Below are 19,870 nucleotides of genomic sequence, written 5' to 3'. Positions count from 1 at the left end.
CGAGGCTCCAGAGGAAGAGAACTGTCACCCATGTCCTGAGACATGAAGTGTCACCGATGTCCTGAGGCAGAACCGTCACCCATGTCCTGAGACATCACACCCTTCGTTTCGCCAGCTTGCCCTGGTGTGCGAGGGCAAGCTCGCGTGTGCGAGGGCAAGCTCGCGTGTGCGAGGGCAAGCTCGCGTGTGCGAGGGCAAGCTCGCGTGTGCGAGGGCAAGTTCGCGTGCGGGAGGGCAAGTTCGCGTGTGCGAGGGCACGCTCGCGTGCGGAAGGGTCAGGCAGTGAAGCGGGCGAGGAACTCGCGGGTGCGGGGGTGCTCGGGCACCGTGAACAACTGTGCGGGCGGCGCCTGCTCGACGATCGTGCCCTCGTCGAGGAACACGACGCGGTCGGCGACGTCGCGCGCGAACGCCATCTCGTGCGTCGCCATCAGGATCGTCGCGCCGTCGGCAGCGAGCGACCGCACCAGCTCGAGCACCTCGCCGACGAGTTCGGGGTCGAGCGCCGAGGTGATCTCGTCGAGCAGCAGCACCTCGGGATCCGTGGCGATCGCGCGCGCGATCGCCACGCGCTGCTGTTGCCCTCCCGAAAGCCGGTCGGGGTGCGCGGTCGCGAACGACGCGAGCCCGACCCGATCCAGCAGGGCGAGGGCGCGAGCCTCGGCATCCTTTCGCGGCACCTTGTGCACGACGCGCGACGCGAGCGTCACGTTGTCGAGCACCGACAGGTGCGGGAACAGGTTGTAGCTCTGGAACACCGCACCGAACCGCGCGCGGACGCGGTTGGCATCCACACGGGGGTCGGAGATGTCCTGCTCGCCGAGGAAGATCTGTCCGTCGTCGATCGGCTCGAGCAGACCGAGGCAGCGCAGCAGGGTCGACTTTCCCGAGCCGGATGCCCCGATCAGCGCCACCACTTCGTGCTGCGCCAGCGCGATGTCGACTCCCCGCAGCACGTCGCGCTCGCCGAACGCCTTCCACAGCCCGGTGGCCTGCAGCAGCGCGCTCACAGGATCGCTCCCGCCTGCTCGCGTGCCCGCAACTTCGCGGTGTACCAGTCGGTCACCCGGATCGTGGGGATCGCCAGCAGGATGAACAGGATGCCCGCGACGACATACGGCGTGAAGTTGTAGGTGAGGGATGCCACCGAGCGCGCGCCCGCGATCGCGTCGATCGCGCCGAGGATCGAGATGAGCCCGACATCCTTCTGCATCGACACGAAGTCGTTCATGAGCGGCGGCGTGATCTTGCGCAGCGCCTGCGGCAGCACGACGCGGCGCAGCGTCTGCACGTAGCCGAGTCCGAGTGCACGGGCGGCGAGCTGCTGCGAGGGGTGCACGGCCTCGATGCCCGCGCGGATGACCTCGGCGACATACGACGAGTACGTCAGGGTGATCGCGATGACGCCGAGCACGACGGGCGGGATGCGCGTGTTCGTGATCGTCGGCAGCCCGTAACCGATGAGGTACAGCACGATGATGAACGGCAGCCCGCGGAACAGATCGGTGTAGGCCGCCGCGAGGACGCGCACGGGGAAGAACACCGGGCCGCGGAGCGTCCGCAGCACGGCGATCACGAGCGCGACGACGGCGACGGTGACGACCGACCAGGCGAGCACCTGCAGGTTGATGAGGAACCCGTCCCACACCTTCGGCAGCGCCTGCAGCGCGATGGCGGGGTCGAAGAACGTCTGCTGCACGCTCGCCCACCCGGGCGTGTTGATGACGCTGACCCACACGACCGCCGCGAAAGCCAGCGTCGAGGCGATCGCGATGAACACCGAGCGTCGCTCGCGGCCGCGCCGGTAGGCGCGCCGGTCGAGCTCGAGCGCGCTTGGAGTGTGCGTGGTCACGGAATGACGTTACCCGAGCGGGCTCATCCCAGCTGCGGGATGCCGTCCGTCAGCACACCCAGCCACTCCTGCTCGAGCTCGTCGAGGGTGCCGTTCTCGCGGAGCGTGTCGACAGCCTCGGTCACCGACATCGTCAGCGGCGAGTCCTTCGCGAGCAGCAGCCCCCACTGGTCGGGAACGCCCGCGGCGGGCAGCTGGCCCACGACGAAGGAGTCGTCGATGTAGGGCACGACCGTCGCGACGTACGCGGTCGGGGTGTCGAGCACGATGGCGTCGATCTGGCCGGCCTTCAGTGCGGCGACGGCATCCTCGTTCGAGTTGTACAGCTGCGGCGCCGTGGTCGGGGCGATCGCCTCTTCGAGGGTCGTAGCGCTCGTCGAGCCGGTCATCGCTCCGAGGACGAGGTCCTTCAGGCCCGCGAGGTCGCTGATGCCGTCGGCCTTGCCGCCCTTGACGGCGACGACGGACTGGCTCGCCTCGTAGTACGGCGACGAGAAGTCGACGGCTTGCTTGCGCTCGTCGGTGATCGTGTACTGCTGGATGTTGAAGTCGAAGCTCTTCGGGCCCGGCGCGATGGCCGATTCGAACGAGGTGCGCACCCACACGACGTCGTCGGCCGAGAAGCCGAGCTGGTCGGCGACGGCGTACGCGACGGCAGCCTCGAAGCCCTTGCCCGACGCGGGGTCGTCGTCGATGACGTACGGCTCGTACGCCGTCTCGCCCGTCGCGATCGTCAGCTTGCCCGGCGTGACGTACGCGTCGGAGGCAACGGCAGCGCCCGCGTCGGCTGATGCAGAGTCGGATGCCGCGGGGTCCGTCGATCCGGCGCAGCCGGCGAGCAGCAGAAGGGCGGAAGCCGCGGTGGCGGCCAGGGTGGTGCGCAGGGCGAGACGCGTCATGAAAGGTCCTCCGGGTGTGGGGTGCACGGCCCGTCGGGTGCTGTGGACGGGTGCCGAGACATCCATCTTCCCGTGCCCGCACCGCGACGGGCGCGCCCGGCGACGCTTTGTTACAGGCTCGTCATGACCCGAGGTCGTCGAGCATCTTGCGCTGCTCGGGGGTGAGCCCGTCGTTCAGTTCGGCGCGGCCCTCGGCCGTGGCCTTGGCATCCGTCACCGACGACGCCGCGGTGGCGGCCGTCGTGGTGCCGGTCGCCTTGTCGTACAGGGCGCCTGCCTGCGCCTCGACCCTGTCGTCGATCGCGGCGTAGATCGCCCACGCGACGAGCAGCAGGACCGGCGGGATCACCCAGCCCCAGAAGAATCCGCGCACGCTGACGCCCGAGAGCAGCACCACGATGATCCAGATGATCAGCTCGGCGACGAACACGATGCCGTACTGCACGAGGCGCTCGCTGAATCCGGTGCGGGATGCCGCGGACTTGCTGGCCGCCCCGCGGAACCCCTTCGCGATCGCAGGCTTGAGCCAGATCGTCGCCGCCGTCAGCAGCACACCTGCCCACAGTGCCGCCCAGCCGACGCGCACCTGCGGCAGCAGCAGCCCGATGAGCCACAGCACGACGACGTTGAACACGTAGAGCGAGACGAACCGTACGATCCAGGCCTTCATGGTTCCAGCGTCGCACGTTCGGGTGCGTTGTGGTGCGTTTCGGGGAGCGCAAATGGTCCCCGAAACCGGTTTCCGGGGACCATTTGCGCTCCTCGAAAGCGGTCAGGCCCCGACCGACGCCTCCACCTGATCGCGCGGCGCGATGCGCGCGGCATCCTTTCGGCCGAGTGTCGCGGTCTGCGCGATCCACTGCGCGCGCGTCGGCGCGGTCGAGAAACGCACGGGGGTGAACCGGGTGATCCCGACGGTCTTGACGCCGCAGTATCCGAAGGTGGCACGAGTGAGGGATGCCTCGGCTGCGCCGCGGTAGACGAGCCGGTTCCAGAACGTGGGTGAGTCCATCGTCATGACCACGCGTGCCGTGCGGCCGGTGAGCAGCCGCTCGGACAGCAGCGACTTCTCGCGGTAGCGGAAGGCGGAGCCCGACAGGAAGACACGGTCGATGAACGCCTTCAGGGCCGCGGGCACCGTGCCCCACCACTGCGGGTGGAAGACGACGAGGTGATCGGCCCAGCGGACGTCGTCGATGTAGCGGGCGACATCGGGGTCGAGCGGGCGATCGGCATCCGACCGCGGCGCACGCAGCTCGTCGCGATGCCGCGGGTGGGCGGGAATCGGGTCGACGGCGAGGTCGATCACGCGGACCTCCGCGCCGCCGGCGCGAGCGGAATCGACGTAGGCATCCGCCAACGCGTGGTTGAGGCTGTCGGCGATGGGAGTGCCGACGACAACGAGGATCTGAGCGGTCATGCGGTACTGCCCTTCTCGAGGACGATCGCGGTCAGCGTCGTCAGGTGGGTGTTGAGCAAGGTCGTGTCGATGGCGCCGGGGGAGACGGCGGGGTCGAGCCGCGGGTCGGCGAGCATCTCGGTGAATTCCGCCTCGAGTTCGCCGCCGGCGCGCTGCACGAGGTCGGCGCCCTTCGGAGTGAGCGAGAGCACGACGCGCCGCCCGTTTCCGCGGTCGGCACGGATCCAGCCGTCGGCGACGAGGGCGGGCACACGCTTGCTGACGGCGGCCTTGGTGATGCGCAGACAGTGCGCGAGACCCGTGATGTCGATCGGGCCGCGCTCGGCGAGCGTCGCGAGGAACTCGAACAGGTTGAACGAGACGCCGTAGCGCGCGTGCAGGACGCCGTCGGCGTACACATCGAGCTCGGCGACGAGCTCGTGCAGGGTGACCGTGATGCGGGATGCCATGCCCGAAGTCAACCAGTTGACTCGCGGCGATGTCAACAGGTTGACACCGTCGTTTGGGGTCTCTCTTCGAACGTCGTCAGTACCCCGCGCGCTGGGTGTCGTCGGCCGTCGGGATCCAGCGGGCGGCGAGGGCCTCGGACCCGCGGGCGAGCAGGGCGACGTCGGCGCCGACGAGCACGAAATCGGCGCCCGCGTCGAGGTACGACTGCGCGACGGCAGGGTCGAACGCGTTGACGCCGACGGGCTTTCCGGCATCCTTCACCGCGGCGAACGCACGCAGCACGGCGGCGGTGACGTCCGGATGCGTCTGCTGGCCGAGCAGGCCCAGGGATGCCGCGAGGTCGCTCGGCCCGACGAACACGCCGTCGATGCCGTCGACCGCGGCGATCTCGGCGGCCGCGTCCACGGCATCCGCCGTCTCGATCTGCACGAAGACCGACACGTAGTCGTCGGCGTTCGTGAGGTAGTCGTCGACGCGGTTCCAGCGGGCGGAGCGCGCGAGCGCCGAGCCGACGCCGCGGCGGCCGCGCGGGGGATAGCGCACCGCCTCGACGACCGCGCGAGCCTCGGCAGCCGACGAGACCATCGGCACGAGCAGGTTCTGCGCACCGAGGTCGAGCACCTGCTTGATCGTCACGACGTCGCCGATCGGCACGCGCACGACGGGCGTCGCGGGAGTGCCGGCGACGGCTTGCAGCTGAGTGACGACGGTCTCGAGCGTGTTGGGGCCGTGCTCCATGTCGATGAGCACCCAGTCAAGACCCGAGCCGGCCATGATCTCGGCAACGAGTGGCGAACCCGAGCAGATCCAGCAGCCCGCGAGGGGGCGGGGTGCGGCGGCGAGCCGGTCGCGGAAGGTGGGGTTCAGACGAAACGACATGTGATGACTCCCATCTCACCGAAGTCGGCGCGGACCTCGTCGCCGGCGAACACCCACATCGGCCGGGTGAACGACCCGGCGAGGATGATCTCGCCCGCCTCGAGTCTGGCACCGTGCTGCGCGAACTTGTTCGCGAGCCATGCGACGCCCGTCGCCGGATGCCCGAGCACGCCGGCGGCGACCCCGGTCTCCTCGATCTCGCCGTTGCGGCTGAGCACCCCGGGCACCCACCGCAGATCGATCTCGTCGGGGCGGCGGCGGACGTCGCCGAGCACCATCGCGCCGTAGGCGGCGTTGTCGCTGATCGTGTCGACGATCGTGCGGCCCTCGAGCTCGATGTGCGAGTTGAGCACCTCAAGCGCCGGCACGGCGTAGTCGATCGCGTCCAGGGCATCCGTCAGTGTGCAGTCGGGGCCCTGCAAGGGTCGGGCGAGCACGAAGGCCAGCTCGACCTCGATGCGCACGTTCGAGAAGCGGTCGGCGGGGATCTCCGACCCGGTCGGATACACGGTGTCGTCGAACATGACGCCGTAGTCCGGCTCGGTGATGCCGGTCGCCTGCTGCATCGCCTTCGACGTGAGCCCGATCTTGCGGCCGACGAGCGTGCGACCCGACGCGATCATGCGGTCGCGCCAGACCCCCTGGATCGCGTAGGAGTCTTCCACCGTGGCATCCGGATAGCGCGCCGTGATCCGCGGGATGACGCCGTGCGTGCGGTCGGCCTCGGCCAGCTCGTCGGCGATCGCCGCGATCTGCTCGGGTGTCAGCATGAGGGCTCCTTGCCTGCGCCGACCATGTCCCACTTGTGGTCGGTTTTCGCCGTCGAAACCGACCACAAGTGGGACATGGTGCGCATGAAGTGGGACATGGGTGGGGAGGGGATGCTGCGGCTGGGGCGGGGTGGCGCGGATGCCTGGCTACAGCTGGTGGCCCAGCTTGTACTCGCCCTGCTTGTACTCGGGCATCGAGGCGGCGCCCTCGTCGCGGCGCGTGTAGCTGAACCCGTCGGCGCCGATCGTGACGGCCATCTCGGAGTCGTCCGTGCGGGCGATGACCGGCTGCGGGTTGCCGTCGAGGTCGAGCACGAGGGATGCCTCGGTGTACCACGACGGCACGACGGGGTTGCCCCACCAGTCGCGACGCTGGTTGTCGTGCACGTCCCACGTGACGACGGGGTTGTCGGGGTCGCCCGTGTAGTAGTCCTGCGTGTAGATCTCGACGCGGTGGCCGTCGGGGTCGCGCAGGTACAGGTAGAAGGCGTTCGACACTCCGTGGCGGCCGGGGCCGCGCTCGATGGCATCCGATCGGCGCAGCGCCCCGAGCTTGTCGCAGATTGCGAGGATGTTGTGCTTCTCGTGGGTCGCGAACGCGACGTGATGCATACGCGGACCGTCACCGCCGGTCGCGGCGGTGTCGTGGACGGTGGGCTTGCGCCGCATCCACGCGGCGTAGACGGTGCCGGCCTCGTCCTGGATGTCCTCTGTCACACGGAAGCCGAGGTCCTGGTAGTGGCGCACGGCGCGCGGCACGTCGGGCGTGACCTGGTTGAAGTGGTCGAGGCGGACGAGCTCGCCGGGCGTGTGCAGGTCGTAGCGCCACGACAGCCGCTCGACATGGGTCGTCTCGAAGAAGAACTCGTACGGGAACCCGAGCGGGTCCTCGACGCGCACCGAGTCGCCGATGCCCTTGACGAACCCTTCGGGTCGGCGCTCGACGCGACATCCGAGTTCTGTGTAGAACGCGACGGCGCGGTCGAGGTCGTCCGCCGACCGTACGCGGTAGCTGAACGCGGCGACGGCGGCGATCGGCCCGCGGCGCAGCACGAGGTTGTGGTGGATGAACTCCTCCGTCGAGCGCAGGTAGATCGCATCGTCGTCTTCGTCGGTGACGTACAGGCCCAGCACGTCGACGTAGAACGTGCGGGATGCCGCGAGGTCGGTCACCACGAGCTCCATGTAGGCGCAGCGCAGGATGTCGGGCGGCGAGGCCTGCGGCGTCGCGACGGCGTTGTCGGAGTGGATGGGAGCCTCCTGGCTCACGTAGTAGCCCGAGGAGGTGAGGGTCATCTCATCGCGGTTGGTCATGTCAGCGTCCTTGCTTGCGTGATTTTCGTGGGGGCGGGAACCATGTCCCAAAAGATGTCGCTTCTGCGGGGCCGCACCAGCACTTTCCGGGACATGGTGGGCCGTAAGTGGGACATGGGGTCAGAGCTTGCCGAAGGTGGGGTTGTGGACCTTACCCAGGGTGATGTGCACGGCCTGCTGGTCGGTGTAGAAGTCGATCGAGCGGTAGCCGCCTTCGTGGCCGAGGCCGGATGCCTTCACCCCGCCGAATGGGGTGCGGAGGTCTCGCACATTGTTCGAGTTGAGCCACACCATGCCCGCCTCGACGGCTTGCGCGAAGTTGTGTGCGCGCTTGAGGTCGTTCGTCCAGACGTACGCGGCGAGGCCGTATTTCGTGTTGTTGGCGAGCGCGAGGGCCTCTTCGTCGGTGTCGAACGGGGTGATCGCGACGACGGGGCCGAAGATCTCCTCCTGGAAGATGCGGGCGTCGGGCGACACGTCGGCGAAGACTGTCGGGGCGACGAAGTTGCCGAACTCGAAGCCCGCCGGCTGCCCGCCGCCGGCGACCAGGCGTCCCTCGGTCTTGCCGATCTCGACGTAGCTCATGACCTTCGCGAAGTGCTCGGGGTGCACGAGCGCACCAACCTCGGTTGCGGGGTCGTGCGGATAGCCCACTTTGACGCGCTGCGCCTGCGCGGCGTATCGCTCGACGAATTCGTCGTAGACCTCGCGCTCCACGAGGATGCGGCTACCCGCCGTGCAGCGTTCGCCGTTAAGGGAGAAGACGCCGAAGATCGTCGCGTCGATCGCCTCGTCGAGGTCGGCGTCGGCGAAGACGACAGCGGGGCTCTTGCCGCCGAGTTCCATCGACAGGCCCTTGAGGTGCGGGGCTGCGTTGCCGAAGATCAGTTGGCCTGTGCTCGACTCGCCCGTGAACGAGATGAGTGGGACGTCGGGATGCTTGACGAGTGCGTCACCGGCATCCTCACCCAGTCCGTTGACGAGGTTGAACACGCCGGCAGGAAGCCCTGCCTCTTCGAAGATCCCGGCCCACAGCGACGCCGACAGGGGCGTGAACTCGGCGGGCTTGAGGACGACCGTGTTGCCGGTCGCGAGGGCGGGGCCGAGCTTCCACGACTCGAGCATGAACGGCGTGTTCCAGGGCGTGATCAGGCCCGCGACGCCGATCGGCTTGCGGTTGACGTAGTTGATCTGCCGGCCCGGCACCTTGAAGGTATCGTCGGCCTGCGCGACGATCAGGTCGGCGAAGAACCGGAAGTTCTCGGCGGCGCGGCGAGCCTGCCCGAGCGCCTGCGTGATCGGCAGACCCGAGTCGAACGACTCGAGCTCGGCGAGCCGTGCGTCGCGCGACTCGACGATGTCGGCGATGCGGTGCAGCACGCGCGAGCGCTCGCGGGGCAGCATCCGTGGCCAGGGGCCTTCGTCGAATGCGCGCTTCGCGGCAGCGACGGCGAGGTCGATGTCGGCCTTCTTTCCGGCGGATGCCTGGACGTACACCTCGTTGCTCACCGGCTCGAGCACGTCGAACGTGTCGCCGTCGACGGAATCGACGAACGCGCCGTCGATGTAGTGGCGGATGCGGTCGGGCAGATCGGCGGGGACGTGGCGTCCCTCAGCCGAGCTCAGGGAGCGGGCTGCGGCGGTGTCGGTCATGGGAACCTCCGTGGTTCGAGGAGTCTGGGGTCTGTTCGTGGGGTCTGTTCGAGGATCAGAAGGCGGGCAGCCCGAGCGACTCGTCGGGGTGCTCGTGGATCATGTACGCGTCGAGCGTCGCCGACCGGTGCCGGCGGGCGGCCTTCTCGATCTCGCCGAGCGGAGCGCCGGTCTCGATGAGGACGAGGATGTTCTCGTGCTCGCGCACCGACTCGGCCGCGCGCCCGGGCACGAAGCTGAAGGTCGAGTCGCGGAGGTGCCCGAGGCGCGCCCACTCGGCTTCGACGAGGTCGAGCATGCGGGGGTTCGCGCACTTGCCGAACAGCGTCGCGTGGAACTCCTGATTGAGCCGCGTGAACGCGCGCGGGTCGAAGTTGTCGAGTGTCTCGATCATCAGCTCGTTGATCTGGCGGGCGCTGCGGATGTCGTCGGTCGTGAGCCTGCGGGCCGCGAGCGCCGTCGCGGTGCCCTCGAGAATCGACAGCGCCTGCATGCTGTAGCGGTACTGCGAGTCGTCGACCATCGAGACGCGGGCGCCGACGTTGCGCTCGAACATGACGAGCCCCTCGGCCTCGAGCTGGCGGATCGCCTCGCGTACCGGTACGACGCTCATGTCGAGGTCGCCCGCGATCGATCCGAGCACGAGTCGGTAGCCGGGCGTGAACTCCTGGCTCGCGATGCGCTCTTTGATCCAGCGGTACGCCTGTTGCGACTTGCTGAGGGCGTGCGCGGCCTGCGCCTGCCCGCTCTGTCCGAGGCTCATCGTCCGGTCTCCGCTTCGTACTTCGCACGCCAGTCGGCGTTCATCGGGAACAGTCCGTCGACGGGATGCCCCTCGGCGACGCGGGCTGCGATCCAGGCATCCTCTTCCTCCTGTGCGAGCGCGGCGTCGGCGACTTCGTCGGCGAGGGCGGGCGGGATGACGATGACGCCGTCGGCATCACCGACGATGATGTCGCCCGGTTGCACGGTCGTGCCGCCGCACGCGATCGTGAGGTCGTGGTCCCACGGCACGTGCTTGCGGCCGAGGACCGCGGGGTGCGCACCGACCGTGTAGACGGGGATGCCCACGGCGCTCACGGCGTCGAGGTCGCGCACGCCGCCGTCGGTCACGATGCCCGCCGCGCCGCGTGCGTGTGCGCGGATCGCGAGGATGTCGCCCAGCGTGCCGGATCCGGCTTCGCCGCGTGCCTCGATGACGATGACCTCGCCGCTCTCGACGGCGTCGAACGTGCGCTTCTGCGCGTTGTAGCCGCCGCCGTGGCTCGCGAAGAGGTCTTCGCGCCCCGGGACGAAGCGGAGGGTCCGCGCCGTGCCGACGAGCTTCTGCTCGGGATGCAGCGGTCGCACGCCGTCGATCGTGACGTTGTTCAGACCCCGCCTGCGCAGCTGTGCCGAGAGCCCCGCGACCGGCACGCGCTCGAGCTTCGCCCGCAGGTCGGCCCTCATCGATGATCGAGTGCCGTCGCGCAGCGACGGTGTATCGAGATCATCCGTCGCATCGTCCCCGAGCCCAGCCGCTTCGCGCGACCCCCAGGCTTCCTCGCGCTGGGTGTCGTCGACGGCAGGCAGCGACCCGAGCGTCGTGTCGAAGGCCACATCGGGCCCCGCGACGACAGTCGTGACGAGCCGCCCGCTCGTGACGCCGGAGGCGGGGGCATCCACTTCGATCTCGACGACGTCGCCCGGCACGATGACCGACGACCCGGCGGGTGTGCCGGTGAGGATGACGTCGCCAGTCTCGAGGGTGAAGTGCTGCGAGAGGTCGGCGACGAACTGTGCGAGCGGGAAGATGAGGCCTGCCGTCGTGTCGTCCTGGCGGAGTTCGCCGTTGACCCAGGCGCGCACGCGCAGGCCGTCGGGGTCGACACCACGCGCGTCGATCAGCGCAGGGCCGATGGGCGTGAACCCGTCGCCGCCCTTCGAACGGACGTTGGAGCCCTTGTCGTTTGCGCGCAGGTCGTAGAGGCCGAGGTCATTGGCGGCCGTCACCCAGGCGACGTGGCTCCAGGCATCCTCGAGAGACACGCGACGCGCGGGGGAGCCGATCACGAGCGCGATCTCGCCCTCGAACGCGAGCAGTTCGGTCCCGACCGGGCGCTCGACGACGCCACCCGAGGCGGCGACAGAGCTGGATGCCTTGAAGAAGTACGACGGCGTCGCGGGGCGGCGGCCGCGCTGGCCGGCACGGGACTCGTAGCTGAGGTGGACGGCCACGATCTTGCCCGGGCGGCCGGGCAGGCCGCTGAAGCGCGGGTCGGCAGCGGTGGTGGCCGAGTCGTCGTCGATGGTCATGAGCTCCCTCGCTCTTGCGTCGTATCTCAAATCGTATATGATCATCGTCAAGCGGGCAAGCGATCGATCTGACCCTCACCCGCAGACAACGCCGTCGCCGATTGACACTGGAGTCACGCACATGAGCATTTCCTCTTCGCCGGGGTTCACCCCGACGGGCACCATCGCAACCCACGCCGACCGGCGTCGCGTCCTGTTCGCCACGGTCGTCGGCACCACCGTCGAGTGGTACGACTTCTTCATCTACGCCTCGGCAGCCGGCCTCGTCTTCGGGCAGCTCTTCTTCGCACCCGCCGGCGAAGGCTTCGCGCAGGTGCTGTCGTTCATCACGGTCGGCATCAGCTTCCTGTTCCGCCCCTTCGGCGCGTTCCTGGCCGGTCACTTCGGTGACAAGTACGGCCGCCGCGTCGTGCTGATGGTCACGCTCATCCTGATGGGCGTCGCGACGACGCTCGTGGGTCTGCTGCCGACGTATGCCGCAATCGGCATGGCGGCGCCGATCCTGCTGATCCTGCTGCGCATCCTGCAGGGCATCTCGGCGGGCGGCGAGTGGGGCGGCGCGGTCCTCATGGCCGTCGAGCACGCACCCAAGAGCAAGCGCGGCCTGTTCGGAGCTTCGCCGCAGATGGGCGTGCCGCTCGGCCTGCTGCTCGCGTCGGGCATCCTGGCCCTCATGACCGCGATCGCGCCAGGTGACGCCTTCATGGAGTGGGGCTGGCGCGTGCCGTTCCTGCTGTCGGTCGTGCTGATCGTCATCGGCTACTACGTGCGCCGCCGCGTCGAAGAGAGCCCCGTGTTCACCGAACTCGCCGAGCGCAAGGAAGAGACGCGGATGCCGATCGTGCAGCTGTTCCGCAAGCACGCGCTTCTCGTGATCATCGCCGCGCTCGTCTTCGCTGGCAACAACGCCGTCGGCTACATGACCACCGGCGGGTACATCCAGCGCTACGCGACCGACCCGAAGGGCGCGATCGGGCTCGCGACCGGCGACGTCCTGTGGGCTGTCACGCTCTCGGCCGTCACCTGGCTACTGTTCACGTTCCTCGCCGGCTGGATCTCCGACCGCATCGGCCGCCGCACCACCTACATCGCCGGCTGGGTGCTGCAGTTGGTCGGCGTGCTGCTGCTGTTCCCGCTCGTGAACACCGGATCGGTCGTGAACCTCGCGCTGGGGCTCGTGGTCCTCACGGTCGGCCTCGGCTTCACGTACGGACCGCAGGCGGCCCTCTACACCGAACTGTTCCCGGCATCCATCCGTTTCTCGGGCGTCTCGATCTCGTACGCGATCGGCGCGATCCTCGGCGGGGCGTTCGCTCCCACGATCGCGCAGGCGATCGTGCAGGCGACCGGTTCGACGGCGGGCGTCACCTGGTACCTCGCCGGGATGACGGTGCTGGGTCTGGTCGCCACCCTGCTACTGCGCGACCGCAGCGGCATCCCACTCGGGCCCGACCACGAGGCCGAGCAGGCGCAGAGCCCCATCTACGGTCTGTCGAAAGCCTGAGTCCGCCCGAGTTGCGAAGGACGCGTCATCATGCAGTTCCACCACCACGGCTACGTGTCGGCCGATCCGCGGGTGCTCCCGGCGGCCGGCACGGGCGTCGATCGCCCCGTCGACCTGCCCGACGAGGTAGACGTGCTCATCGTCGGGTCGGGGCCCGCCGGGATGCTGCTGGCGGCCCAGCTGTCGCAGTATCCGAGTGTCGTGACGCGCATCGTCGAGAAGCGCGAGGGTCGCCTGGTGCTGGGGCAAGCCGACGGCATCCAGCCCCGAAGCGTCGAGACGTTCCAGGCCTTCGGGTTCGCCGAGCGGATCGTCGCCGAGGCGTACAACATCGGGTGGATGAACTTCTGGGGCCCCGACCCCGACGATCCGAGCCGGATCGTGCGGCGCTCGCGCACCGCCGACTACGCGTTCGACATCAGCGAGTTCCCTCACCTGATCGTCAACCAGGCGCGCGTGCTGGACTACTTCGCCGAGGCCGCAGCGCACGGCCCCGGCCGCATCGTGCCCGACTACGGCGTCGAGTTCCTCGGGCTCACGGTACACGAGGCGGGGGAGTACCCGGTCGAGGTGCGGGTGGGCGGCCCTTCGACAAGCTCAGGGGCCGCTGAGAGTCGCACGATCCGCGCGAAGTATGTCGTGGGGGCCGACGGGGCGCGCAGTCGCGTGCGCGACGCGATCGGTCGCGTCCACGTCGGGGATGTCTCGCTGCACGCGTGGGGCGTCATGGACGTGCTCGTGAACACCGACTTCCCCGACTGGCGCATCAAGTGCGCGATCAACGCCGAGGCGGGAAACATCCTGCTCATTCCGCGCGAGGGTGGGTACCTGTGCCGCGTCTACGTCGACCTGGGCGCGGTCGCCGAGGACGATCACCACCGCGTCCGGCAGACGCCGGTCGACGAGGTCATCCGCCGGGCGAATGAGATCCTCGCGCCGTACACGCTCGACGTGAAGCAGGTCGCGTGGAGCTCGGTCTACGAGGTCGGGCACCGCGTCACCGACAAGTTCGATGACGTCGCCGTCACCGAAGAGCACGACCCGCGTGTGTTCCTTGCGGGGGATGCCTGCCACACGCACAGCGCCAAGGCGGGGCAGGGCATGAACGTCTCGATGCAGGACGGCTTCAACCTCGGTTGGAAGCTCGGGTCGGTGCTCACGGGCCTCAGCCCGGCGACACTGCTGTCGACCTACTCGGCCGAGCGGCGGCCGGTCGCGCAGCAGCTGATCGACTTCGACCGCGAGTGGTCGACCCTCATGGCGCGCAAGCCCGAAGAGATCAGCGATCCCGAAGACCTCGCGACGTATTACCTCGCGACCGCGGAGTTCCCGTCGGGGTTCATGACGCAGTACGAGCCCGGCACGGGCGTCATCGCGGCGGATGCCCGGCAAGAGCTCGCGACAGGCTTCCCGCTCGGCAAGCGCTTCAAGAGCGCGCCCGTGACCCTCGTCGCCGACGGCAACGTGGTGCACCTCGGCCACCACGCGAGAGCCGACGGGCGCTGGCGGATCTACGCCTTCGCCGACGCCGCGGGGCTGGCGCCGGACGGGGCGCTGTCGCGGTTCGCGCAGTGGCTCGCCGAGGCATCCGAATCGCCCGTCGTGCGGTTCACGCCCGCCGGTGCGGCCGTTGATGCGGTCTTCGATGTGAAGGCGATCGTGCAGGGCGGCTACGACGAGGTCGACGTCACGAGCGTGCCGGAGATCTTCCGGCCCGAGAGCGGGCCGCTGCACCTGATGGACTGGGAGAAGGTCTTCGCCGCGGCGCCCACGCGCTGGAACGAGACCGACATCTTCGACGCGCGCGGCCTGTCGCGGGGCGGCGTCGTCGTGGTGGTGCGCCCCGACCAGTACGTCGCGCACATCCTGCCGCTGGATGCGACCGACGCGCTCGCCGCGTTCTTCGACCGCTGGATGCTGCCGCAGCGCTGACGCCTGGGCGTCAGTCCAGCTGCTCGATGCCGCTCAGCCGCACCTCTTCGAGGTCGAGGTGGGCCTCGATGCGGTGCACGACGAGGTCGTCGATCGTGCCCTCTCGCCGCATCCGCTGCAGGACGGTGCGCTTGCGATCCAGCAGCGCGAGCTTGAGGCGCGTGGCCTCTTCGAACTGCGTGATCGGGGAGCGCTGGCTCAGATCGATCCCGTCGCTCGTCGCGAGCATCTGCAGAGCGGATGCCGCGGCGGTGCCGTCGGCGCCGAGTGCGCCGGATGCGGCTGCAACGGTGGGCGGCGGCACCTGCCCAACCTCGAGGACGGGGCCGGTGTCGGCGGCATCCGGTTCGTCGAGCATCGTCTCGAGCTCGGCGATCTGCGCGTCGTCGGTCTGCTGCTGCCGCGCGTAGGCGCGCGCATTGGCGAGCTCGAGCATCTCGTAGCCCTCGCGCCGCGCGCGGTCGCGGACGTTCGCGCTGATGCCGTGCTCGTCGGCGATGTCGTCGAGCGCCGAGAGGGCTGCTCCCGAGATCGTGCGCTGCGCGAGCTCGTATTCATCCTCCGCGAGGGCGTCCTGCGGAAGCCGCGCCCACCGCACGATCGCGGGCAGCATCGGCCCCTGCACCAGCAGGCTCAGCAGGATGACCCCGGCCGTGACGAACACGATCGCATCGCGGCCCGACAGATCGCCCGACCCGTTGACGGTCACGGGCACCGACAGGGCGATCGCGAGCGACACGGCGCCGCGGAAGCCGGCCATCGTGTTCACGATGCGCGCCCGGTTGTGACCGAACAGCTGACCTCCGGCCGGATGCGAGAACGGCGCGAACAGCAACAGGAACAGGTAGCGCACGACGATCAGCGCTATCCACGCGGCGACCGAGATGAGCAGCAGGATGCCGATGAGTCGCCCCGGGATGTCGTGCACGACGTACTGCACTTCGAGCCCGATGAGCACGAACAGCGCCCCGTTGAGCAGGTACACGCCGAACGGCCACGCCGCGGTGGCCTGTCGGCGCGAAGCGGCCGTCGTGATGCGCGAGTGCATCCACGCGACGATGAGACCGGCGATCACGACCGCGAGGACGCCCGAGGCTTCCACGAACTCGGCCAGCAGGAACGCCAGGAACGGCACGATGAGCAGCGTGATGTTGATCACGAGCGTCGAGCGGGTGCTGCGCAGCGCGAGATATGCGAGCGCCGCGACGGCGATACCGGCGGCCGCGCCGCCCAGGTACGAGATCAGCACGCTCGCCGTGATCGACCAGCCGGTGACGTTCTCGCCGAGCGCGAGCGACAGGGCGATCGCGTAAACGACGAGCGCCGTGCCGTCGTTGGTGAGGCTCTCGGCCTTGAGCTTCATGAACATGCGCTGGGGCAGCAGCCGGCCGAGGGCGGCGACGGCTGTCGCGTCGGGTGGGGCGACGGCGGCACCGAGCAGCAGGCCCGTCTGCCAGGGCATCCCGAACAGCGTCGCGATCCACGCGACGCCGAACGCCGATGCGACGACGAGCAGCGTGCTCATCGGCACGATATAGCGCAGGGCGCGGCGGATCGTGCGCAGCGATGTCGTGAGGCTCTCCCAGAAGAGCATGACCGGCAGGAACAGCAGCAGCACCGTCTCGGGCGGCAGCTGGATCTCGCGCAGCTGCGGCACGAAGCCGAGCGCGAGGCCGATGATGACCAGCAGCAGGGGAGTCGCGATCCGCAGCTTCGGCGCGAGCGCCGTGCCGACGAGAGTCGCAAGCCCCAACAGGACCGTGACTTCGAGACCTTCCATGGGCATCCCCCTTCGCGCGCTACTAACAGTGTGCGCGCAGGTTCCAGCGCACAACCAGGCCCTGGCATTCCCGGTCAGGCGTGCCGGCGGCGTTCGAGGAGCGCAAATGGCTGCCTGAAGCACGGTTTGCGGACCATTTGCGCTCCTCGAACGCGAGATTCAGGAGTTCACGCGGATGATCTCCTGCTGATACGGCGCGATGATGTCGCCCGAGATGCGGCAGTCGAGCAGCAGGAAGGGTCGATCGGATGCCGGTGTTGCAGCCCACCGCGCGAGCGCATCGAGGTCGGCGAGCGTGCGCACGACGACGCCGTCGGCGCCGACGGCGCGGGCGAGACCGGCGAAGTCGACCTCGGGGATCAGCATCGGTTCGCGCGCCAGCCCCTGCAGTCCGTACAGGTTGATCTCCGCGCCGTAGGCGGCGTCGTTCCAGACCACCGCGAGGCCGCGACTGCCCGCGACGCGGACGGCCGACTCGAGGTCGGCGAGAGCCATCAGCCCGCCGCCGTCGCCGGTGCTGAGCACGATCGTCGACGCGGGCTTCGCGCGCGCCGCGCCGGGCACCGAAGCGAACCCGAGCCCGATCGACTGGTAGGCCGTGCCGACCATCATCATGCGGTCGGGCGACGCGACGGGCCAATACATGTTGGCCCAGCCGAGGAAGTGCCCGCCGTCGGTCACGACGACGCGGTCGCGCGTCGAGGCATCCGACTCGAGCAGCTCGCCGATGCGCACCGCGACCGACCGTGGGTCGAGGCGGCCGTCGGGAGCGAGCGCGTCGCCCGGCTCGCGGGCGCGGAGGGTGGCGATGGTGGCGGGGCTCGCCCACCGCTCGCGCGGCCCGCCGAGCGCCGCGAGCTCGCCGACGAGGGCCTCGGCGACCAGCCGCGCGTCGCCGCGGATGTAGCCGCCGACGTGCGGATGCGTCGCCGCCGGCGCGACGTCGACCTGCACGACCCGCGTCGCGGGCGAGAACAGCTGCCCGAACCGCATCGTGAACTGGTTGAGGCCCGCGCCGAAGACGACCGCGACGTCGGCCGTGCCGATGAGCTCCATCGCGGCATCCGCCCCGAAGCCGCCCGTCACGCCGAGGTCGAACTCGCCGCGCGGGAAGATGCCGCGGCCGAGCGCCGTCGTGGCGGTCACGGCGCCGGTCGCGTCGGCGAGGCGGCCGAGCGCTTCGCCGGCATCCGCGAGCCAGGCGCCGCGGCCCGCGATCAGGACGGGGCGCTGGGCGGATGCCAGGTCGCGCGCGAGCGCGGCGACAGCGGCCGCGGTGAACGGCGCCGACGGCGTGAGGGGAACAGGCAGCACGGGCTGCGGGGCATCCGGCACGGGCCCCGCCTCGAGCTTGGCGACGTCGTACGGGATCGCGAGCACCGTCGGCACGCGGTACGAGAGGGCGTGCTCGATCGCGATGACGGTCGTGGCCGCGGCATCCGCCCGCCCGACGGTGTACGTGCGCGCGCCGACCGCCGACGCGAGGGCGATCTGGTCGACGTCCCACGGGCGCGGCCCGCTCGTCGGCTCGTCGCCGACGACGAGGACGAGCGGCACGTGCGCCTGCACCGACTCGGCGAGCGCGGTCAGGGTGTTCGTGAAGCCGGCGCCATAGGTCGCGGTCGCGGCGGCGAGGCCCCCGCCCGCGCGGAAGTGCGCGTCGGCGGCGACGACACCCCCGGCCTCGTGCCGCATCGCGGTGTAGTGCACCTCGGTGGAGCGCTCCAGTGCGTCGAGGAAGTGCGCGTTGCCGTTGCCCATGACCCCGAAGACGTGGTCGATGTGGGCGGAGAGGGTCTGGGCGACGTGCGCGGAGACGGTGGGCATGGAGAATCCTCCAGACAGAGACGGTGAACGGATGCCGTATGTGTCTGGAAGTGCCCCTTTTTCGAGCATCGGCCGCGTCGTCGCGGGCCGGACGGGTCGAGTCTACCGCCGTTCGAGGAGCGCGAATGGTCCCGTTTCGGGCGCTGAGAGAGCCATGTGCGCACCTCGAACGGCGGGCCACCCGGCATGATGGCGGCATGGACCTCGACCTGCTGCGTGCCCACCGGCTGCGCGCGCACCAGCTCAGTGCGCCCGCGCGCGACGCCGTCGCGGCCGCGGAACACCTGGGCGCGACACAGGCGCAGGAGTTCTGGGGCGGGCGCTGGGCGCTCGCCGTCCGCACCGCCGGCGCGCCGACGCTGCGCGAAGTGGATGCCGCGTTCGAGCGCGGCGACCTCGTGCGGGCGTGGACGCAGCGCGGCACGCTGCACATCGTGGCATCCCGCGATCTGGCCTGGATCCTGTCCGTCACAGGCGACCGGCAGCAGCGCCAGTACGCGGCATCGCACCGCTCCCTCGGCATCACGCCTGACACGCTGCGTGGCGCCGAGCGTGCCATCCGTCCCGCACTCGCCGGCGGCAATCGGCTCACCCGCGCGGAGTTCGCCGACGTGCTCGCCGCGGCGGGGCTCGACACGTCCGGCATGCGCGGCTACCACCTGCTCGCGGCGCTGTGCCTGCGCGGCGTCACGGTTCTCGGGCCGGTCGTGCCGCGCGATGGCGCTCCCGGACGTGACCAGTACGTCGTCGCCGCCGACGAGTGGATCACGGAAGCCGCGACCCCCGCCGACCCGCTCGCGGAGCTGTTCGTGCGCTACCTGCGCGGGCACGGCCCGGCATCCCTCGCCGACTTCCGCTGGTGGACGGGTCTCACGCTCGGGCTCGCCCGCGCGGCGCGCGATGCCGCAGGAGACCGCGTCGTCGAGGTCGAGGAGGGGCTGTTCGAGGAGTCAGGCACCGCCGATGGCCCGCCGCCGGTGCCGACCGGCATCTTCGCCCTGCCGCCCTTCGAGGAGTACTACATCTCCTACGCCGACCGATCGGTCGCGGGCGCGCCCGAACTCCGCGCGGCGGTGGGTCCGAGCGCGAACGGCCAGGTCAAGCCCATCCTGCTCGACCGCGGCGAGGTCGTCGGCACGTGGAGCCACTCGCTCGCCGTCGGTCGACACCACCTCGATCCCGTCGCCACGATGGCCGACGGGGCCCGGCAGAGCGAGGTGGATGCCGCGCTCGCGCGGTTCGCGGCCTTCTTGCGCGGCTGAGCGGGCGTTCGAGGAGCGCAAATGGTCGCGATT

The 19,870-nt window shown here is 69.7% G+C and carries 17 protein-coding genes; 3 read left to right on the top strand and 14 right to left on the bottom strand.

Translation table 11 applies throughout. The annotated features are described in order from the left end of the window. Positions 1–275: 275 nt before the first annotated feature. From BGO46_RS01575 to BGO46_RS01520, 12 genes are all read right to left on the bottom strand, one after another. Positions 276–1,010: an amino acid ABC transporter ATP-binding protein gene (locus tag BGO46_RS01575; protein WP_292674264.1), complete on the bottom strand. Its 735-nt coding sequence runs from the start codon at positions 1,008–1,010 to the stop codon at positions 276–278. Next, positions 1,007–1,852: an amino acid ABC transporter permease gene (locus BGO46_RS01570; RefSeq protein WP_292674266.1), complete on the bottom strand. Its 846-nt coding sequence runs from the start codon at positions 1,850–1,852 to the stop codon at positions 1,007–1,009. Before BGO46_RS01570 ends, BGO46_RS01575 begins: the two co-directional genes overlap by 4 nt. A 23-nt stretch (positions 1,853–1,875) precedes the next feature. Continuing rightward, positions 1,876–2,751, bottom strand: coding sequence for a transporter substrate-binding domain-containing protein (locus BGO46_RS01565; protein ID WP_292674269.1), 876 nt, complete (start codon positions 2,749–2,751; stop codon positions 1,876–1,878). A 121-nt stretch (positions 2,752–2,872) separates the two neighbouring features. Then, a complete protein-coding gene (locus BGO46_RS01560; RefSeq protein WP_292674271.1) occupies positions 2,873–3,421 on the bottom strand; it encodes a hypothetical protein in 549 nt (182 codons plus the stop codon). 102 nt (positions 3,422–3,523) lie between these two features. Next, positions 3,524–4,171 carry an NAD(P)H-dependent oxidoreductase gene (locus BGO46_RS01555; RefSeq protein WP_292674274.1) on the bottom strand — a complete coding sequence of 216 codons (648 nt, stop codon included), beginning with the start codon at positions 4,169–4,171 and terminating at the stop codon, positions 3,524–3,526. Next, on the bottom strand, positions 4,168–4,620 hold the full coding sequence (locus BGO46_RS01550) for a MarR family transcriptional regulator (protein ID WP_292674277.1): 453 nt from the start codon (positions 4,618–4,620) through the stop codon (positions 4,168–4,170). Before BGO46_RS01550 ends, BGO46_RS01555 begins: the two co-directional genes overlap by 4 nt. Positions 4,621–4,696: 76 nt before the next feature. Beyond that, positions 4,697–5,500, bottom strand: a complete 804-nt coding sequence (locus BGO46_RS01545; RefSeq protein WP_292674280.1) for an HpcH/HpaI aldolase/citrate lyase family protein — start codon at positions 5,498–5,500, stop codon at positions 4,697–4,699. Further along, complete coding sequence (locus tag BGO46_RS01540; protein ID WP_292674283.1) at positions 5,485–6,270, bottom strand: fumarylacetoacetate hydrolase family protein; 786 nt, start codon at positions 6,268–6,270, stop codon at positions 5,485–5,487. The genes BGO46_RS01545 and BGO46_RS01540 overlap by 16 nt, the downstream gene beginning before the upstream one ends. 147 nt (positions 6,271–6,417) lie before the next feature. After that, positions 6,418–7,584 carry a 3,4-dihydroxyphenylacetate 2,3-dioxygenase gene (gene hpaD, locus BGO46_RS01535; protein WP_292674286.1) on the bottom strand — a complete coding sequence of 389 codons (1,167 nt, stop codon included), beginning with the start codon at positions 7,582–7,584 and terminating at the stop codon, positions 6,418–6,420. A 120-nt stretch (positions 7,585–7,704) separates the two neighbouring features. Next, the gene (hpaE, locus tag BGO46_RS01530) at positions 7,705–9,237 is read right to left on the bottom strand and encodes a 5-carboxymethyl-2-hydroxymuconate semialdehyde dehydrogenase (RefSeq protein WP_292674289.1); all 1,533 of its coding nucleotides are present in this window, start codon (positions 9,235–9,237) and stop codon (positions 7,705–7,707) included. 55 nt (positions 9,238–9,292) lie between these two features. Continuing rightward, positions 9,293–10,000 carry a GntR family transcriptional regulator gene (locus tag BGO46_RS01525; protein WP_292674291.1) on the bottom strand — a complete coding sequence of 236 codons (708 nt, stop codon included), beginning with the start codon at positions 9,998–10,000 and terminating at the stop codon, positions 9,293–9,295. Beyond that, positions 9,997–11,532, bottom strand: a complete 1,536-nt coding sequence (locus tag BGO46_RS01520) for a fumarylacetoacetate hydrolase family protein (protein ID WP_292674293.1) — start codon at positions 11,530–11,532, stop codon at positions 9,997–9,999. Before BGO46_RS01520 ends, BGO46_RS01525 begins: the two co-directional genes overlap by 4 nt. A 121-nt stretch (positions 11,533–11,653) precedes the next feature. Between BGO46_RS01520 and BGO46_RS01515 the strand changes: the two genes are divergently transcribed. Both BGO46_RS01515 and BGO46_RS01510 read left to right on the top strand, forming a co-directional pair. Then, positions 11,654–13,036: an MFS transporter gene (locus BGO46_RS01515; protein ID WP_292674296.1), complete on the top strand. Its 1,383-nt coding sequence runs from the start codon at positions 11,654–11,656 to the stop codon at positions 13,034–13,036. A 30-nt stretch (positions 13,037–13,066) separates the two neighbouring features. Beyond that, on the top strand, positions 13,067–14,968 hold the full coding sequence (locus BGO46_RS01510) for an FAD-dependent monooxygenase (protein ID WP_292674299.1): 1,902 nt from the start codon (positions 13,067–13,069) through the stop codon (positions 14,966–14,968). 10 nt (positions 14,969–14,978) lie between these two features. On the opposite strand, the gene BGO46_RS01505 is transcribed toward BGO46_RS01510, so the two are convergent. Both BGO46_RS01505 and BGO46_RS01500 read right to left on the bottom strand, forming a co-directional pair. Next, positions 14,979–16,748 (bottom strand): Na+/H+ antiporter, encoded by a 1,770-nt coding sequence (locus BGO46_RS01505; RefSeq protein ID WP_292674302.1) that lies wholly within the window; start codon positions 16,746–16,748, stop codon positions 14,979–14,981. 159 nt (positions 16,749–16,907) lie between these two features. After that, positions 16,908–18,575, bottom strand: coding sequence for a thiamine pyrophosphate-binding protein (locus BGO46_RS01500; RefSeq protein WP_292674304.1), 1,668 nt, complete (start codon positions 18,573–18,575; stop codon positions 16,908–16,910). 197 nt (positions 18,576–18,772) lie between these two features. On the opposite strand from BGO46_RS01500, the gene BGO46_RS01495 reads away from it, so the two are divergent. Beyond that, entirely contained in the window at positions 18,773–19,837 is a 1,065-nt protein-coding gene (locus BGO46_RS01495) for a winged helix DNA-binding domain-containing protein (RefSeq protein ID WP_292674307.1), read from the top strand. The last annotated feature ends 33 nt before the right edge of the window (positions 19,838–19,870 follow it).

Origin of the sequence: Microbacterium sp. 70-16 (assembly GCF_001898315.1) — a bacterium.
GTDB lineage: Bacteria > Actinomycetota > Actinomycetes > Actinomycetales > Microbacteriaceae > Microbacterium.
Note: the sequence above shows the minus strand (reverse complement) of the source record. Positions and strands in the feature narration are given on the sequence as shown.

Excerpts from the sequence above, each read along its gene's own strand:
- BGO46_RS01540 (WP_292674283.1), bottom strand. The coding sequence starts at position 6,270 with ATGCTGACACCCGAGCAGATCGCGGCGATCGCCGACGAGCTGGCCGAG.
- BGO46_RS01495 (WP_292674307.1), top strand. The coding sequence starts at position 18,773 with ATGGACCTCGACCTGCTGCGTGCCCACCGGCTGCGCGCGCACCAGCTC.
- BGO46_RS01560 (WP_292674271.1), bottom strand. The coding sequence starts at position 3,421 with ATGAAGGCCTGGATCGTACGGTTCGTCTCGCTCTACGTGTTCAACGTC.
- BGO46_RS01510 (WP_292674299.1), top strand. The coding sequence starts at position 13,067 with ATGCAGTTCCACCACCACGGCTACGTGTCGGCCGATCCGCGGGTGCTC.
- BGO46_RS01500 (WP_292674304.1), bottom strand. The coding sequence starts at position 18,575 with ATGCCCACCGTCTCCGCGCACGTCGCCCAGACCCTCTCCGCCCACATC.
- BGO46_RS01545 (WP_292674280.1), bottom strand. The coding sequence starts at position 5,500 with ATGTCGTTTCGTCTGAACCCCACCTTCCGCGACCGGCTCGCCGCCGCA.
- BGO46_RS01525 (WP_292674291.1), bottom strand. The coding sequence starts at position 10,000 with ATGAGCCTCGGACAGAGCGGGCAGGCGCAGGCCGCGCACGCCCTCAGC.
- BGO46_RS01555 (WP_292674274.1), bottom strand. The coding sequence starts at position 4,171 with ATGACCGCTCAGATCCTCGTTGTCGTCGGCACTCCCATCGCCGACAGC.
- BGO46_RS01515 (WP_292674296.1), top strand. The coding sequence starts at position 11,654 with ATGAGCATTTCCTCTTCGCCGGGGTTCACCCCGACGGGCACCATCGCA.
- hpaD (WP_292674286.1), bottom strand. The coding sequence starts at position 7,584 with ATGACCAACCGCGATGAGATGACCCTCACCTCCTCGGGCTACTACGTG.
- BGO46_RS01520 (WP_292674293.1), bottom strand. The coding sequence starts at position 11,532 with ATGACCATCGACGACGACTCGGCCACCACCGCTGCCGACCCGCGCTTC.
- hpaE (WP_292674289.1), bottom strand. The coding sequence starts at position 9,237 with ATGACCGACACCGCCGCAGCCCGCTCCCTGAGCTCGGCTGAGGGACGC.
- BGO46_RS01565 (WP_292674269.1), bottom strand. The coding sequence starts at position 2,751 with ATGACGCGTCTCGCCCTGCGCACCACCCTGGCCGCCACCGCGGCTTCC.
- BGO46_RS01505 (WP_292674302.1), bottom strand. The coding sequence starts at position 16,748 with ATGGAAGGTCTCGAAGTCACGGTCCTGTTGGGGCTTGCGACTCTCGTC.
- BGO46_RS01550 (WP_292674277.1), bottom strand. The coding sequence starts at position 4,620 with ATGGCATCCCGCATCACGGTCACCCTGCACGAGCTCGTCGCCGAGCTC.